14 protein-coding genes, 1 riboswitch and 1 other annotated feature are annotated in these 15,555 nt (G+C 40.8%); all 14 genes read right to left on the reverse strand.

Annotated features, from left to right (window positions below):
• Nucleotides 1–16 precede the first annotated feature (16 nt).
• Nucleotides 17–122, reverse strand: a riboswitch (SAM riboswitch).
• Nucleotides 123–178: 56 nt separating this feature from the next.
• The 14 genes from aspS to ACE1TH_RS08560 all read right to left on the reverse strand — a co-directional run bounded on the left by aspS (nucleotide 179) and on the right by ACE1TH_RS08560 (nucleotide 15,452).
• The gene (gene aspS / locus ACE1TH_RS08495) at nucleotides 179–1,951 is read right to left on the reverse strand and encodes an aspartate--tRNA ligase (RefSeq protein ID WP_099300325.1); all 1,773 of its coding nucleotides are present in this window, start codon (nucleotides 1,949–1,951) and stop codon (nucleotides 179–181) included.
• Complete coding sequence (hisS, locus tag ACE1TH_RS08500) at nucleotides 1,948–3,234, reverse strand: histidine--tRNA ligase (protein ID WP_375078726.1); 1,287 nt, start codon at nucleotides 3,232–3,234, stop codon at nucleotides 1,948–1,950. Before hisS ends, aspS begins: the two co-directional genes overlap by 4 nt.
• A 52-nt stretch (nucleotides 3,235–3,286) precedes the next feature.
• Nucleotides 3,287–3,504 (reverse strand) — a binding site (T-box leader).
• Between the two features lie 58 nt (nucleotides 3,505–3,562).
• Entirely contained in the window at nucleotides 3,563–3,718 is a 156-nt protein-coding gene (locus tag ACE1TH_RS08505) for a hypothetical protein (protein WP_176554190.1), read from the reverse strand.
• 104 nt (nucleotides 3,719–3,822) lie between these two features.
• A complete protein-coding gene (locus ACE1TH_RS08510) occupies nucleotides 3,823–4,827 on the reverse strand; it encodes a Gfo/Idh/MocA family protein (protein WP_255225046.1) in 1,005 nt (334 codons plus the stop codon).
• 4 nt (nucleotides 4,828–4,831) lie between these two features.
• Nucleotides 4,832–5,557: a ThuA domain-containing protein gene (locus ACE1TH_RS08515; protein ID WP_099300322.1), complete on the reverse strand. Its 726-nt coding sequence runs from the start codon at nucleotides 5,555–5,557 to the stop codon at nucleotides 4,832–4,834.
• Nucleotides 5,558–5,575: 18 nt separating this feature from the next.
• Nucleotides 5,576–6,592 carry a LacI family DNA-binding transcriptional regulator gene (locus ACE1TH_RS08520; protein ID WP_375078727.1) on the reverse strand — a complete coding sequence of 339 codons (1,017 nt, stop codon included), beginning with the start codon at nucleotides 6,590–6,592 and terminating at the stop codon, nucleotides 5,576–5,578.
• A gap of 270 nt (nucleotides 6,593–6,862) precedes the next feature.
• Nucleotides 6,863–7,306 carry a D-aminoacyl-tRNA deacylase gene (gene dtd / locus ACE1TH_RS08525; protein ID WP_099300320.1) on the reverse strand — a complete coding sequence of 148 codons (444 nt, stop codon included), beginning with the start codon at nucleotides 7,304–7,306 and terminating at the stop codon, nucleotides 6,863–6,865.
• Between the two features lie 15 nt (nucleotides 7,307–7,321).
• On the reverse strand, nucleotides 7,322–9,514 hold the full coding sequence (locus tag ACE1TH_RS08530) for a RelA/SpoT family protein (protein WP_099300319.1): 2,193 nt from the start codon (nucleotides 9,512–9,514) through the stop codon (nucleotides 7,322–7,324).
• 128 nt (nucleotides 9,515–9,642) lie between these two features.
• Nucleotides 9,643–10,158 carry an adenine phosphoribosyltransferase gene (locus ACE1TH_RS08535; protein ID WP_099300318.1) on the reverse strand — a complete coding sequence of 172 codons (516 nt, stop codon included), beginning with the start codon at nucleotides 10,156–10,158 and terminating at the stop codon, nucleotides 9,643–9,645.
• Nucleotides 10,148–12,502, reverse strand: a complete 2,355-nt coding sequence (gene recJ / locus ACE1TH_RS08540) for a single-stranded-DNA-specific exonuclease RecJ (RefSeq protein WP_255225043.1) — start codon at nucleotides 12,500–12,502, stop codon at nucleotides 10,148–10,150. Before recJ ends, ACE1TH_RS08535 begins: the two co-directional genes overlap by 11 nt.
• Before the next feature lie 64 nt (nucleotides 12,503–12,566).
• Entirely contained in the window at nucleotides 12,567–12,875 is a 309-nt protein-coding gene (locus ACE1TH_RS08545; protein WP_099300316.1) for a LapA family protein, read from the reverse strand.
• Nucleotides 12,876–12,896: 21 nt separating this feature from the next.
• Nucleotides 12,897–13,838: a protein translocase subunit SecF gene (gene secF, locus ACE1TH_RS08550; RefSeq protein WP_176554189.1), complete on the reverse strand. Its 942-nt coding sequence runs from the start codon at nucleotides 13,836–13,838 to the stop codon at nucleotides 12,897–12,899.
• Nucleotides 13,828–15,132 (reverse strand): protein translocase subunit SecD, encoded by a 1,305-nt coding sequence (gene secD / locus ACE1TH_RS08555; protein ID WP_176554188.1) that lies wholly within the window; start codon nucleotides 15,130–15,132, stop codon nucleotides 13,828–13,830. Before secD ends, secF begins: the two co-directional genes overlap by 11 nt.
• Nucleotides 15,133–15,149: 17 nt before the next feature.
• On the reverse strand, nucleotides 15,150–15,452 hold the full coding sequence (locus tag ACE1TH_RS08560) for a post-transcriptional regulator (protein WP_099300315.1): 303 nt from the start codon (nucleotides 15,450–15,452) through the stop codon (nucleotides 15,150–15,152).
• Nucleotides 15,453–15,555 lie beyond the last annotated feature (103 nt).

Below are 15,555 nucleotides of genomic sequence, written 5' to 3' on the forward strand. Positions count from 1 at the left end.
AGGGGCTTTTTGCCTTTGCTTATCTCTCAGAACCATCGTTCTGCTGAATGTAGCACCTTGACCTTAAATAGGTTGGTTGCCGGGCTTCATCGGGTCAGTCCCTCCGCCACTCTCGATAAGATAGTATGTTTTTTTCATTTGATCGTATCCGTAATTATAGAGGGATGCGTTTCTTCTGTCAACCACGCTTCCCGAGAACAGACAGGTTTAAATCAATTAACTGTTCCACACTGACTGCACCTGGTGCATGTGTCATTAAATCACTAGCACTTGCCGTTTTCGGAAAGGCAATGACTTCTCGTAAATTTGTTTTTTGTGCTAGTAACATGACAATCCTGTCTAAGCCTAGCGCAATTCCACCATGTGGAGGTGTACCATATTCAAATGCTTCAAGCAAAAAGCCAAACTCTTCATTCGCTTGTTCTTTTGTAAATCCAAGCGTCTGGAACATTTTTTCTTGTAGCTCACGCTCATAAATCCGTTGAGAGCCGCCACCAAGCTCATAGCCGTTCAAGACGAGGTCATAAGCTTCTGCTCGCACATCATCAGGATTCGATTCAAGTAGATGTTCATCTTCTTTTTTCGGACGTGTGAATGGGTGGTGTAGGGCTACATAACGTCTTGCCTGCTCATCGTACTCAACGAGTGGAAAGTCAACAACCCAAAGGAAATTGAATTTACTTGTATCAATTAGATCGAAATCTTTTCCGAATTTTAAACGTAGTGCACCTAATGAATCAAAGACAATTTGTTTCTTATCTGCACCAAAGAACAACAAGTCACCTGGTTTTGCTTGCATGCTTTCAAGCAACGCTTCTGTTTGTTCAGGATTGAAGAATTTTGCAATTGGTCCTTTTAACCCTTCTTCTTCAACCTTTAGCCACGCTAAACCTTTTGCACCATATGGCTTAACAAAATCGGTAAGTGCATCAATCTCTTTACGAGAAAGTTTATTTGCACCTCCACTAAGGTTGATTCCTTTTACAATCCCGTTTGAATCAATTGCCTGTCTAAATACTTTAAACTCCGTATCTGCTAAAACCGTTGTCAAATCAACAAGTTCCATTCCAAAACGGGTGTCAGGTTTATCAGAGCCATAGCGATTCATCGCATCTTCATATGTCATCCGCTCAAAGGACCCTTCAAATTCAAGACCGTGGGTTTCAAGCATCAACTTCTTCATTAGAGTTTCCGTCATACCAAGAATATCTTCTGTTTCAAGAAAACTTGCTTCAATATCAATTTGTGTAAACTCAGGCTGGCGGTCTGCTCGTAAATCTTCATCTCTAAAACATCGCACAATCTGAAAATATTTTTCAAAACCAGATACCATCAGCAATTGTTTAAAAATTTGCGGTGATTGCGGAAGGGCATAAAATTCACCATGATGCACACGGCTTGGCACTAAGTAGTCCCTTGCTCCTTCAGGTGTACTTTTTGTTAACATCGGTGTTTCAATTTCTAAAAATCCATCTTCATCAAGAAAGTCACGAACGGTTTTCGTTACTTTATGTCTTAATTTAAATGCTTCTTGCATGTCAGGACGACGCAAGTCTAAGTAACGATATTTCAAGCGAACATCTTCAGAAGCATCCGTATTTGCTTCAATTTGAAACGGAAGTGGTTTTGAAGCATTTAACAGCTCGAATGAATGAACATGAATTTCAATTTCGCCTGTTGTAATTTTCTTATTAACCGCTTTTTCATCACGTTCAACAACAATTCCTTTAACAGAAATCATATATTCATTTCGTACACGGTCCGCTATTTTTAACGCTTCTTCGTTTATGTCTGGACTACATACAACTTGAATAACACCTGAACGGTCCCGGACATCTAAGAAAATGACTTGTCCTAAATCTCTTCTTCGTTGAACCCAGCCAACTAAACTTACCTCTTCCCCTGTCTGATGCTTGGAAAGATCTCCACAATGATGCGTTCGTTTACTCACAATCCTGCTCCTCCTTTAATACTCTCTCTTAATTCGACTGCAACAGAATGAAGGGAGACGGTTTTTTGTTCGCCTGAATCCATATGGCGAATAACCGCCTGTTCATTCGCCAGCTCATCTTCACCAATAATAATTGTGCATGTTGCGCCGTTTCGATCTGCCGTTTTAAATTGAGCTTTCATTTTCTTCCCCATATAATCTTTGTCAACACGATACCCATCTTTACGCAATTCATGCAGAAGCACAGCTGCTCGTTGGTTCGCTTCTTCTCCTAAAGCAACAATATAGGCGTCCAGCTGTGGCCGTTCAGGTAACGCAACACCTTCCGCTTTCATCGCTAAAATAAAACGCTCAATACTGAAGGCAAAGCCAATCCCAGGCGTTTCCGGCCCACCAAATTCTTGGACAAGACCGTTGTAGCGTCCACCTCCACATAACGTTGTGATGGCTCCAAAACCTGGTGCTGTACTCATCAATTCAAACGCCGTATGGTTATAATAATCCAAGCCTCTTACTAACGTCGCATCGACTTCATAAGAAATGCCTAGTTGATCTAACGTTTGTTTCAGATTTTCAAAATATGTCCTAGATTCTTCGTTTAGAAAATCTAAAATGGCAGGAGCTGTCTCCATTAACAGGTGTTCGCGATCTTTTTTGCAATCAAGAATACGTAATGGGTTTTTATCCAGCCGCGTTTGGCAATCAGAGCAGAATTCATTTATTGATGGTGCAAAATGATCAATCAATGCTTGACGGTGACGATCACGACTTTCCTTGTCCCCTAATGAATTAATAACAAGCTTCAAGTTGACTAAGCCAAGTCGATTGCAAATATCAATTAATAGTGCGAGTACTTCTGCATCTAAATGGGGATTCGCACTTCCTAATGCTTCTACCCCGAACTGAACAAATTGCCGCATTCTACCTGCCTGCGGACGTTCATAACGAAACATCGGTCCAGTATAAAATAATTTCGTTAGCGCATTCGCTTCTCCATAAAGCTTATGTTCAACGTAAGAACGCACAACGGATGCGGTCCCCTCAGGTCGTAAAGTTAGACTTCGATCGCCTCGATCTTTAAACGTATACATCTCTTTTTGGACGATATCCGTTGTATCTCCTACACCTCTTGTAAAGACTTCTGTATGTTCAAAAATTGGCGTTCGAATCTCTTCGAAGTGATAGGATTGACATACGTCTTTCGCAACTTTTTCAATATGTTGCCAAACAACTGCATCTTCAGGTAATATGTCTTGCGTTCCTCTTGGTAAACGAATGGACATCAGCTTTCTCTCCTTTTTAAAACAAAAAAACTCTCGCCTCAGATGAATAATCATCTGGGACGAGAGTTGAACCCGTGGTGCCACCCAAATTTGAGACTGCGTCTCCTCTTTGATCTGTTAACGCCAGCTACGTTTCTCCCTACTTTTGTGTTCAGAAGAAAATCCTCAAAGGTGTTCATTCGCTTCGGTAGATGAGGCTACTCCCAGCCAATGGCAGCCTTCTCTTTGCATCTATACTCCTCAACTACTATTCCTCGTCAATGGTTCATTTTGCCGTTTTTAATTAGTTGCTTCTTACTATACGAAATGATTGCACACACGTCAATAGTTAATTTCGCGAGAGCGCTTTCTTAATAAAAATAATATCATTAGGCGCTGTGCCGCATTCTAACCTTGAAAAAATGGTATTCGCATCATTTAATTGGATTCGATCAATTGAGTCCTGTAGCGCTTTTTGGTGCTCTTGTTTCCCATGGACACGCATTGGCAATCGCTCCTATAATCGACTTCTCTATAGGATAGCCAACCTTAACGATTTATAAACCTTTATTTAGCAAAAAGCTTGTTTTTGGGGGAACTTTTATTAGCTCACTTACTCGCTTTGTAAATATGTTCAATAACATCAGTTACTTTTTGCGCTTCTTTCGCTTTCACAAGCGGGTCTTCTTTACCTAAACAAGCTTGAACAAAGTTTTGCGCTTGAGCAAACCCTTCATCGCTTTCCCCTGCTACCCAATCTGCATGAGTGGTTGTCATCATTCCAGCAGATGCTTTATTAACCGATAAAGGAAACACATTTATTCCACCAGCCGTTCCTGAAATGCTTATGGCTTCTTTATCACTTGGAATATTTGCTGCCCAAGAAGTTTCAAAAAGCATCGTTGCCCCATTTTTAAACGTTATATACGCAGTAGCGTGATCCTCGACATTAATTGTTGTAGCATCATAAATGCCCCACTCATTTACTTGATCTTCATGACGACTAATCATTTCGTACGTTTGCCCCGTGACACGTTCAATTTCTGGAAAATCGACGAGCCAAAGTGCCAAATCTAGAAGATGGCAGCCATAATCCATTAAACATCCGCCACCTTGGAGTTCTTTGTTCGTAAACACACCCCAACCAGGAACTTTTCTACGTCGCATGCCTTCTACACGAATGACAAGGGGATCACCAATCTCACCAGCCTGAATCAGCTTTTTAGCAGCAAGGGCTTCTTTTTTAAATCGATAATGGTAGCCAATTTGCAAAATTTTGTTCGCTTTTTTAGCTGCACGCTCCATTTCTTCCGCCTCTGAGCTTGTAATCGCCATTGGTTTCTCACAAAAAACATGCTTTCCTGCATCAAGCGCGCGAACGACCGATTCATGGTGAAATTTATTGGGTGTACAAATAATGACTGCATCTACATTTTCATGTAGCTCGTGCTCAGTATTCGCGATAAACGGAATTGAAAACGTAGCTGCCACTTCAGTTGCTCGTACTTGGTTGACATCAAAAACACCATAAATTTCAACGTCTGTCAGTTTCTGTAGAGCTGGAATATGTCGATTAGTCGCTATTCCACCTACACCTATAATTCCAACTTTCATATGCTTACTCCGACTGCCCTGGAACAGGCTCTAACGATTGAGCATTTCCGTAAGTTGGATAGGAACGCTTTGTAGGAGCTGCCCACTTCACTGCATTTTTTATAACTGTTTGCACATTTTTGTTTTCGTAAGTTGGGAACGTCTCATGTCCTGGTCGGAAATAAAAGATCTTACCGTTGCCTCGACTAAACGTACACCCGCTACGGAATACCTCCCCGCCCTGGAACCAGCTCATAAAGACCACTTCATCAGGATTTGGAATATCAAAATGTTCTCCATACATTTCTTCTTTTTCTAATTCAAAATATTCATCAATACCATCAGCTATCGGATGACTTGGACTAACAACCCATAGTCTTTCTTTTTCGTCCGCTTCACGCCATTTTAAATCGCAGCTCGTTCCCATCAACGTTTTAAAGATTTTGGAAAAGTGACCTGAGTGAAGGACAATTAAACCCATCCCTTCTAACACACGTTTTTGTACGCGAGCCACTACCTCATCACTTACTTCATCATGCGCAATATGTCCCCACCAAAGCAGCACATCTGTTTCGTCAAGTACTTCTTGCGTTAACCCGTGTTCATTTTCATCTAAAGTAGCTGTTTTTACAGAATGATCATCCGATAAGAATGATGCAATCGCTCCATGAATGCCATCAGGATAGAGGTTTGCTACTTTTTCGTTTTGTTTTTCATGGCGAAATTCATTCCAAATCGTTACGTTTGTCATCGTCGTCTCTCCTCTTTTTTATGTAGACTCTCTTATTTGCAAAGGTGCTTGTAAGTAAACAGTATACGCTTGCATTTCAGCTGGATTTGCAAGGACACTCATCATCATTTCCATCGTCGTTTTCCCCATTTCAAATGTAGGTTGATGAATGGTTGTTAATTGCGGCTCCAGTAAAGTGGCTGCAGGTTGGTTATCAAAACCGACGATTGCTAAGTCGCTAGGAATACCAATGTTGAGACGTTTTGCTTCGGCGATCATGCCAGCGGCAATTTCGTCACTACCCGTAATTACTGCATCAGGTCGTTTATCTAGACGAAGGATATCTTGCAAGATTCGTTTTCCATCTTCAACAGAGTGACCTGAAAAACGCCAATCTGAGTGAACCAATTTTCCAGCCTTCTTCATCGTCTCAACATACCCCATATATCGATCCTCGGCTAACGGAGAGTGAATTCCTTCTGGCATCCGACTGACATCATAGACATTGCAGTAAGCAATGGACGAGTAGCCTTTTTCAAGCAAATGTTCTGTGATCGTCACCATGGCCTCTTTTTGGTTAATCGTTACGTTAGGTGCTCCTGTAAGGTATCTGGGGTACTCATTACATAATACAATCGGTCCGAACTGCAAGTAGGGCTGAATGGTCTCCCATTCGTTTACAATTGATGCAAGAATGACACCATCTACTTGTTTTGTACGGAGCAATTCTAAAAAGTGAAGTTCTTGATCTGCTCTTCCTCTCGTATTACATAAAATCATTCGATAAGAATGAGCAGCGGCTACTTCATCCATGGCATCAACAATGGCACTAAAAAAAGGGTTAACGATCCTTGATACAAGGACTGCAATCGTCTTTGTTTCTGTTCCACGCAAACGCTGTGCTGATGAATTAGGGCTATACCCTAGTTCTGTAATTGCCGCTTGTACAGCTTTTCGTTTCTTCTCATCAACATATGGATGATCATTTAAGACACGAGAAACAGTCGACCTTGATACCCCCGCTTTTAATGCCACATCTTTAATTGTTGGCATCATTCGATCTCCTTTTTATGAAATCGATCTCATAAATCTATTTTACCGAAATTCATTTGAAAGTCAACCTATAATTAAAACGGTTTCATTTCCTTGTAATTTCTTACGATTGAGAATCGGAGCTCTATATCAACATCATTAACGCCAAAAAAGACATAAAGGGTAGTCTTTATGTCTTCTCTCCTACTAACATGAATCGAAATAAAGCGAGGCGCAAGCGTACTACTCGTTTCCCTCATTGCACATGCCTACTCATTCATGAAAGTGACTTACTTATGATGGATTTTCAATGATTAACGTGACAGGCCCGTCGTTTAATAGTTGAACATTCATATGTTCCCCGAATTGACCGGTTGCAACGTGCAGCCCAGCGTCTCGTAGCTGTTCATTAAACTGATTGTAGATCGTTTCTGCTTGATCAGGTTTCGCCGCTGCCATAAAGTTCGGCCTACGTCCTTTTTTAGTTTCGCCATAAAGCGTAAATTGAGAAACGGATAAAATCGCTCCGCCCACGTCTTTAACAGAGAGGTTCATTTTCCCTTCCTCATTACTGAAAATACGCAAGTTGGCAATTTTATCAACACAGTAAGAAATATCTTTTTCTTGATCTTCATGCGTCACACCTACAAGCAAAAGAAGACCATGATCAATTGAACCGACCATGTCTTCATTCACAGTAACGGAGGCATGCTTGACTCTTTGTAGCACAATACGCATGTCTCTCACCTCAATCTAATGCGTGACTCTTCGTACAGAGTAAATATCTTTTAATTGTTTAATACGCTCGACAATTTTCTGCAAATGTTGTTTGTTTGTGATGGAGATACTCATTTCAACTGTTGCAATCTTATGCTTATGATCCGATCGACCAGAAACTGAGTTAATTTGCGTTCTTGTTTCGGTCATCGTGTGCAGCACTTCATTTAAAAAGCCATTGCGATCAAATGCTGTAATTTCAATATCGACATTGTACGACTTAGAGGAATGGCGATCCCCTTCCCATTCAACTTCTAACAATCGTGAGCTAGAACTCTCGTCATTAACGACGTTTGGACAGTCGGTGCGATGAATCGAAACCCCTCGGCCTTTTGTAATATAGCCAACAATATCATCGCCAGGAACAGGCGTACAGCAACGAGCTAAACGAATGAGCAAGTTATCGACACCTTTTACAAGCACGCCAATTGAATTTGATTTTTTCTTCATCGTAAACGATTGAATGTCATTTAAAGCATCGTCTAACGATTGATTGTCTTGTTCTTGCTCTTTCGCTTTGCGCTGTTTTTCCGTCATGCGGTTAACGATTTGTTTCGGGCTAATCCCACCGTAGCCAACCGCTGCGTACATGTCTTCGTCACCTGCAAAACTAAATTTCGTTGTCGCTTCTGTTAAATTTTCATGAGTAAGAATAACCTTTGGATCAAAATCCAATGCTTTAATTTCTTTCTCGATTAATTCTTTCCCTTTAGCAACATTTTCTTCACGTTTTTCTTTTTTAAACCATTGCTTAATTTTATTTTTTGCATGGGAAGATTTCGTTAACTTTAGCCAATCTTGACTCGGTCCATAAGAGTGCTTTGAAGTCATCACTTCAACGATGTCGCCTGTTTTCAATTCATGATCAAGCGGAACCATTTTGCTATTTACCTTTGCACCAATACAACGATTTCCGATTTCACTATGAATCCGATATGCAAAATCAAGCGGGACGGACCCTCGAGGTAGCTCCACGACATCGCCTTTTGGTGTGAATACAAAGACCATGTCTGAAAACAAATCCATTTTCATTGATTCCATAAATTCTTGTGCATCATTTGTATCTGTCTGAGATTCAATGACATCTCTTAGCCAGCTAAGCTTGTCCTCAAACGAATATCGCTTGCTTGATAACGTTTTGCCTTCTTTGTAAGCCCAATGAGCCGCTACACCATATTCAGCTACACGATGCATGTCGTCCGTACGAATTTGCACCTCAAGAGGATCTCCATTAGGCCCTACTACTGTTGTATGCAAAGATTGATACATATTTGCTTTTGGCATGGCAATATAATCTTTAAAACGACCTGGCATTGGACGCCAGCACGTATGAATAATACCTAGAACGGCATAGCAATCTTTAATATTTTTAACAATAATTCGAACTGCTAATAAATCATAGATCTCATTAAATTGCTTTTTTTGGATGACCATTTTTCGATAAATGCTATAAATATGTTTTGGTCGACCAGACAATTCTGCGCTCACGTTCACATCTTCAAGCTGATCATTAATTGTTTCAATTACATCAGACAAGTAGTTTTCGCGCTCAGCCCGCTTACGTTTCATTAAATTTACAATGCGATAGTACTGTTGTGGATCTAAGTAGCGCAATGCCGTATCTTCTAGTTCCCATTTAATTGTAGAAATCCCTAGACGATGCGCTAAAGGTGCAAAAATCTCAAGCGTTTCGTTAGAGGTCACTCGCTGCTTATGAGGCGGCATAAATTTAAGTGTCCGCATATTGTGAAGGCGGTCAGCCAATTTTATTAGAAGTACACGAATGTCTTTCGCCATCGCCATTAACATTTTCCGATGATTTTCGGCTTGCTGTTCTTCTTTTGATTTATACTTAAATTTCTTTAGCTTTGTCACACCGTCTACGAGCATCGCTACTTCTTTATTAAAGTGTTCTTGTAACTCTTCCACAGTTGCGTCTGTATCTTCAACAACATCATGAAGAAATGCTGCTGCAATGGTGTTTGGGTCAAGCTCTAATCCGACAATAATATCCGCAACTTGGACAGGATGAAGAATATAGGGCTCACCAGATTTACGATACTGTCCACTGTGGGCTTGCTCAGCGAACGTATATGCTTTCGTCAAAAAATCAATATCATCTGGTTGCAAATAGGCGCTTGCTTTTTCTAGCACCTGATCGATCGTCATGGAATCACCTTACTCATTCGACAAGTTTTCTTTCTATTATCCTTTACTCCAACACTCTTGTAAAGAGGCGTTCACTTTTCGCTTTCGAAAAAAACGGCTGTATCGTGAACAGCCGCTTCCAATCTTCATTATTCGTACGTTGTTAATGAGAAAATATCGTACGTTTCTAACTTTTTTCTTCCATCAATGTAAGCGAGTTCTATAAGAAAAGCAAGGCCAACAACTTCTCCACCAAGTTGCTCCACTAGTTTTGTCGTTGCTTCAATGGTTCCACCAGTTGCGAGCAGATCGTCTGTGATCACAACACGTTGACCTGGTTGGATACTATCTTTGTGAATGGTCAAGCAATCTTTTCCATATTCTAAGCCGTAATCACATTCAATTACTTCTCGAGGAAGCTTTCCTTTTTTTCGAACTGGTACAAAACCAAGCTCTAGCTCTGTAGCAACCGGACAGCCAACTACAAACCCTCTCGCTTCTGGTCCAACAATAACATCTGCTTGTTGTTTTTTCGCATATTCTGTAAGCTCCATAATTGCTTTTTTATAAGCAGGGCCATTCTGCATTAAAGTCGTAATATCTTTAAAGCGAATCCCTTCTTGCGGCCAATCCTCAACAATTGTAATATGCTTTTTATAATCCATGTACCATCGTCTCCTTCTTTTCTGAAGCATCGCTTCCAATTCGTTTTGTAAATAATTCTCTTAGCTGTCCATAGGAAGCATATACAAGTTCGTTTTCTAACCAAGCTTGTTCTTGTTTTGCTTGATAAGCTTCTGATTCATCTAATGCTTTCTTTTCCGGGCTTTTCACAATCGTTATACGCTCGTTATCAATCTCAATAAACCCTAATTCAGCAAACACTTGATTCATGAATGACGTAGTGTCAGATGACCAACCTTTATGTGCCTCTAATTTCTTTAAATCATTAATTGGAAAATGTTCGCGTTTTTTTAGAAACGCATAATACCACTTAAATTGATCTCGATTAGGATTTGTCTTAAAAAATGACTCCTCTTCCTCCGAAAAGACGACATAAATTCTGTTGGGCTTCTCGTTCTCCGAAAACATTCCATAAAGATCTTCGCGATGAGAAGGGACGTCCAGTATAACAATGAATTTTCCTGCAAAAGAAGGTAAAGGATCATGGACATGATGCGCAATGATATTGAGGTCTTTACAGCGTTTAACCGTCTTTTCTTGAAAAGCGACGACAATGGTTTCATCTGCTGGCAGTTCATTTAATCTAGATGCCAACCGATTTAACTGTAAACTCCGCCAATCAAACAATTGCCAGTCTTTAATCGCAACATCATCAACAATTAGCTGCGGCTTCACTCTTCCGTTCCATTCGTTAATCGAAAGTGTCCCAACAGCTGAGACATTTGCTTGCGGAGTAATTTGTTCGTACAAATCCCCTTTTCGAAATGCAATGCCGTCCAACGTCGTTTCTTCCCCTGCAAATTGAAATTTCAAGTGACTGGAATCACTACCGATTCGCTTAATATCTGCAAGTTTCACTTCGTCTATTAACACTTTTGGCTTTGTATTTTCAACTCCAAAAGGAGCGAGTGTTTCAATTTCTTTTAGCACCTTTACCGATACGTCATCAATGGCAACTGCTAAATCAATGGTGGTAACTGGCTTAAACGCTTCAGGCGCCAATCCTGTTTTAGCTTGCTCAATTAAACGTTCTTGTAAAAGCGAAATATTGTCTGCTTCTAGCGTCATACCAGCCGCCATTGGATGCCCGCCAAAGTGCGGCAGAATGTCTCGACTTTTTGAAAGTTCCGCAAACATATCAAACCCTTCAATACTGCGTGCTGATCCTTTAGCTAGACCTGTTTCAGGATCGATAGTCATCACAATCGTTGGCCGATAAAATTTTTCAACGAGTCTTGATGCAACGATTCCAATGACGCCAGCGTTCCAGCCTTCTTTGGCAACGATGAGTGCTTCAGGAATTTGCTCGAGCTGTTGAACCGACTCAATCGCTTCTTTGGACATATCGGTTACAATCTTTTGTCGCTCTTTATTTAAACCGTCAATTTCTAACGCCAGCGCCTTTGCTTCGTCCTCGTCTTTTGCTAATAACAGTTCAACTGCAGGGACTGCAGAATCAAGCCGACCAGCAGCATTCAGTCTAGGTCCAACCGCAAAACCAATGTGGTCTGCCTCTACTTCAGCAGCTGTCATTCCGCACACATCTTTTAATGCTTGGATGCCTTTTTTGTCCGATGTTTGAAACGCACGAAGTCCCTTTTTCGCCAGTAAACGATTCTCCCCAACGAGTGGGACAAGGTCAGCAATGGTGCCAATCACGGCATAATCCAGGAGCTCGTGAGGAACTCGATCTAGTAACGCATGCGCAACTTTAAAGGCAACGCCAACCCCAGCTAATTCTTTGAAAGGATAGTCACAGCCTGGTTGCTTCGGATTGATCGTTGCGTAGCTGTTCGGCAAAACAGGCGGTGGTTCATGGTGATCTGTAATAATAAAATCTAGCCCAATGTTTTTTGCATAATCCGCTTGCTCCACAGCGGAGATTCCTGTATCCACTGTAATGACAAGAGTAAATCCTTGCTCCTTCGCCCACTCAAGCGCTGGATTATTCGGACCATAGCCTTCCGTGAACCGATTTGGAATATAGTAGTCGCAATCCGCTCCTTGTAGTTTTAATGCGGTCAGAAGGACAGAAGTAGAACTCACACCATCCGCATCATAATCTCCAAAGACTAAAATACGTTCGTTTGCTTCTATCGCAACTTTTATTCGTGAAACAGCTGCTTCCATCCCTTTCATTAAAAATGGGTCGATAAACGCAGGCTCTTCTGTCATTAAAAATTCGCTTGCCGTAGTAGAATCGGTAAAGCCTCTATTAACCAAAAGCCTTGCGGCGACTTGGGAAAGGTTTAATTCATTTGCTAATTCATTTACGATCGTTGTATCTTGCTCTAAAATGCGCCACCTTGCATGTGGTTGCAACATATGTAAAACACCCCTCGACCATCCTATTATACAGGACGATGCGAGGGGTAGCAATGATAGGAATTTAGTCTTTTTTATGTTCTTTTTTCATGCGGTTAGGTTGCGTATTGACTTCTTCACTTTCATCTACTTGAGCGTTTTTCTGCTCTTTCAGCTTTTTCATTTCAAGCTTAAGCTGGTGCATTCTAATACCTGAAAGCGCAAATGCAACAATGGCTCCAAGTAAAACCGAGAATAAAATAATTAGAATAAGTGGCCAGTCTGTTTGCACGAATAACAAGTTTACCGGAACACTTTCAACATTTAACACGGAAAAAACCGCAATTAGGATTGCTGCAATGACACCAACTATAAAAAACGTTTGGCCTTTCATTCCATTCACCGACCTATTCTTTTATACGTAGTCTTCTTCAACTTTTTTCGGTTTATTCTTTAAGCGCACCAATCGTTTCCATTCCCACACAAGCCACATTTGCGCACACAAGAACATTGATGAATACGTTCCTGCTGCGAGACCAATGACGAGTGCAAGCGAGAATGAGCGAATTGCTTCTCCGCCGAAGATGAATAAAGCAAGTGCTGCAAACATCACGGTAAGAACCGTGTTAATCGATCGCGTGATTACTTGAAGCAAGCTTTTATTTACTACTTGCGCCAAATGCTGAAAACTTTCGATTTCCTTTTCTTTCTTGACATTTTCCCGCATCCGGTCAAATGTCACAATCGTATCATTGATTGAATAACCGACCACCGTTAAGATAGCGGCAATAAACGGAACGTTAATCTCTACTTGCAACAAGCTGAAAAGCGCAATTACGATAAACGCATCATGCAATAACCCAATAATCGCCGATACGCCATATAAGAAATGAAAGCGAAGTGCAATGTAAATAACAATCCCAACGGAAGCAATGAGGACTGAAATGACTGCATTTCTCGCTAATTCTTCCCCAACTAAAGGCGATACCGTACTAATATTTGGGGTATTGCCGTACTCTTCATTAAAATAGTTTTGAATTGTCGCGATCTCTTGCTGATTGAATTCATCTACAAATCGCGCACTTGCATTTTGATTTTGATCCCCGCCTAGCGTCACGCTTGGCACGTAATCATTATTAAGATCAATCGCTTCAAAATCAGCAAGGATTTGCTCTTCCGTTAAGCTCTCTTCTGTCTGAATTTCTACATTTGAACCACTTTCAAAATCAACACCTAAGTTAAACCCCATTGTAAATAAGAGAATGACGCCAATAATAATCGTTATCCCAGATGCAACAAAAAACTTATTCCGATGTTTCGTTAAGTCAACATTCCAATTTTCAGGACTAAACCTCATCAATCTCACCTCGCTTAACTCCAAACCAACCTGGGCGTTTATTTAAAAACTTACTGTTCACCCATAAACCTAGCAATAAGCGAGACCCCCATACTGCCGTTAAGAAACTCACGAGAATACTAATAATAAGCATGACGGCAAATCCTTGAACAGAACTTGTCCCGAAATAAAACATGACGCCAGCAGCAATAAGAGTCGTGATATTCGCATCAAAGATTGTTGCAAATGACCGTCTCCCCCCTACGCGAAACGCCGACATAATTGATTTACCTGATTTAATTTCTTCTCGCACCCGTTCGTACGTAATAATATTGGCATCAACAGCCATACCAATTCCTAAAATTAACGCCGCAATCCCTGGCAACGTTAAAACAGCATTTAACGCGTTAAACACAATTAATACTAAAAATGTATACACGCTCAATGTAATAATCGCAATGACACCTGGAAAACGATAATACAGCATCATGTAGGCAAAAATAAGCGCCACTCCGATTAAACCAGCGTTGATTGTTTGGTTCATTGATTGCTCACCTAAAGAAGCACCAACCGATGTTGAATAAATTTCATTTAACTCTACAGGTAAAGCGCCAGCATTTAAAATTTCTGCTAAAAAGCGCGTTTCTTCTGTTGTAAACTGCCCTTCAATCTGCACATTTCTTGTTTGCAGCGTTTGGTTGACAGAGGCAGCAGACAAGAATTTAGGATCAGCTTTCATCGCTTCTTCTTCGTAGCTATCGCCTTCTTCAAAGTCAAGCCACATAACAAGCAAGTTCTCACCTTGAGGTTGTTGTGCAAGTTCTCGTGTAATATCGCCAAATTGATCTGCGTCTTCTAACGTTAACGTGACGATTGGCTGATTCGTATCTGCGTTAAGCGTTGCATTTGCGCCATTTTGCGTTAAGTCACTACCGTCTAAAAGAATATTGTCTTCTACATCACGAATCGTTAATTCGCCACCAGTTGACAAAATATCACGGGCAGATTCTTGATCATCAACACCTGCAAGCTGAACACGAATTCGGTTATCCCCTTCAATCTGAATCGTCGGTTCGGACACACCAATTGTATTTACACGTTCATTAATGGCTGTTGTTGTTGACAAAAGGGCCTCTTCATCAATAACGTCCCCTTCATGCATCGCCTCAACTTCATACAGGACTTCAAAACCTCCCTGTAAATCAAGGCCTAAATTCACATCTTGAAGTACAGGTCGCGCAAAATAACTAATCCCTGCTGCTAACACAGCAACAATTGCAAAAAAAAGCGCGATCCGGCCTTTTTTAATTTTCATTAGGTAGTTCCTCCATTCTAGCTGCCTGTCCCTTTTGTATCTGTTGCTGCTTCAAATTCTTTAAACCAATCAATGGGTTCTTTATATGTATTTACCGTGAGCCAAGTCATATAATCTTGAGGTTTAATTGACAATAACGCATCAACAAAGGCGTAAAAAGGCATAAACGTTTTGCGCTTTTTTTGCTTATCAATAACATACATCCACAAATCTTCTTTCGTAACACGGTTATAGCCAAGCTCATGAAACTCATCTTTTTTTATAGACAAAATAGGTGCGATATCCTCTCGCCACACGTCAAATTGCTGTTTTTCCCCCATGCTTTACCCTCATTTCTTAGAAAAAACTGTCGTCATACATATACTAACAAAATTCAAGAATTCCTGCTATTACTATTCATTTCCCAAGTTGGGTTTTATCCTC

Source organism: Shouchella sp. JSM 1781072, assembly GCF_041949915.1.
In the GTDB taxonomy this organism is placed as follows: Bacteria; Bacillota; Bacilli; order Bacillales; family Bacillaceae_D; genus Shouchella.

Coding starts and splice junctions, on each gene's coding strand:
- ACE1TH_RS08505 (WP_176554190.1), bottom strand. CDS start 3,718: ATGCGTGTCCATGGGAAACAAGAGCACCAAAAAGCGCTACAGGACTCA.
- hisS (WP_375078726.1), bottom strand. CDS start 3,234: ATGTCCATTCGTTTACCAAGAGGAACGCAAGACATATTACCTGAAGAT.
- ACE1TH_RS08530 (WP_099300319.1), bottom strand. CDS start 9,514: ATGACGATCGATCAGGTGCTAGAAAAAGCAAGCGCCTATTTGCAACCA.
- ACE1TH_RS08520 (WP_375078727.1), bottom strand. CDS start 6,592: ATGATGCCAACAATTAAAGATGTGGCATTAAAAGCGGGGGTATCAAGG.
- ACE1TH_RS08515 (WP_099300322.1), bottom strand. CDS start 5,557: ATGACAAACGTAACGATTTGGAATGAATTTCGCCATGAAAAACAAAAC.
- ACE1TH_RS08545 (WP_099300316.1), bottom strand. CDS start 12,875: ATGAAAGGCCAAACGTTTTTTATAGTTGGTGTCATTGCAGCAATCCTA.
- secF (WP_176554189.1), bottom strand. CDS start 13,838: ATGAGGTTTAGTCCTGAAAATTGGAATGTTGACTTAACGAAACATCGG.
- secD (WP_176554188.1), bottom strand. CDS start 15,132: ATGAAAATTAAAAAAGGCCGGATCGCGCTTTTTTTTGCAATTGTTGCT.
- ACE1TH_RS08535 (WP_099300318.1), bottom strand. CDS start 10,158: ATGGATTATAAAAAGCATATTACAATTGTTGAGGATTGGCCGCAAGAA.
- recJ (WP_255225043.1), bottom strand. CDS start 12,502: ATGTTGCAACCACATGCAAGGTGGCGCATTTTAGAGCAAGATACAACG.
- ACE1TH_RS08560 (WP_099300315.1), bottom strand. CDS start 15,452: ATGGGGGAAAAACAGCAATTTGACGTGTGGCGAGAGGATATCGCACCT.
- ACE1TH_RS08510 (WP_255225046.1), bottom strand. CDS start 4,827: ATGAAAGTTGGAATTATAGGTGTAGGTGGAATAGCGACTAATCGACAT.
- dtd (WP_099300320.1), bottom strand. CDS start 7,306: ATGCGTATTGTGCTACAAAGAGTCAAGCATGCCTCCGTTACTGTGAAT.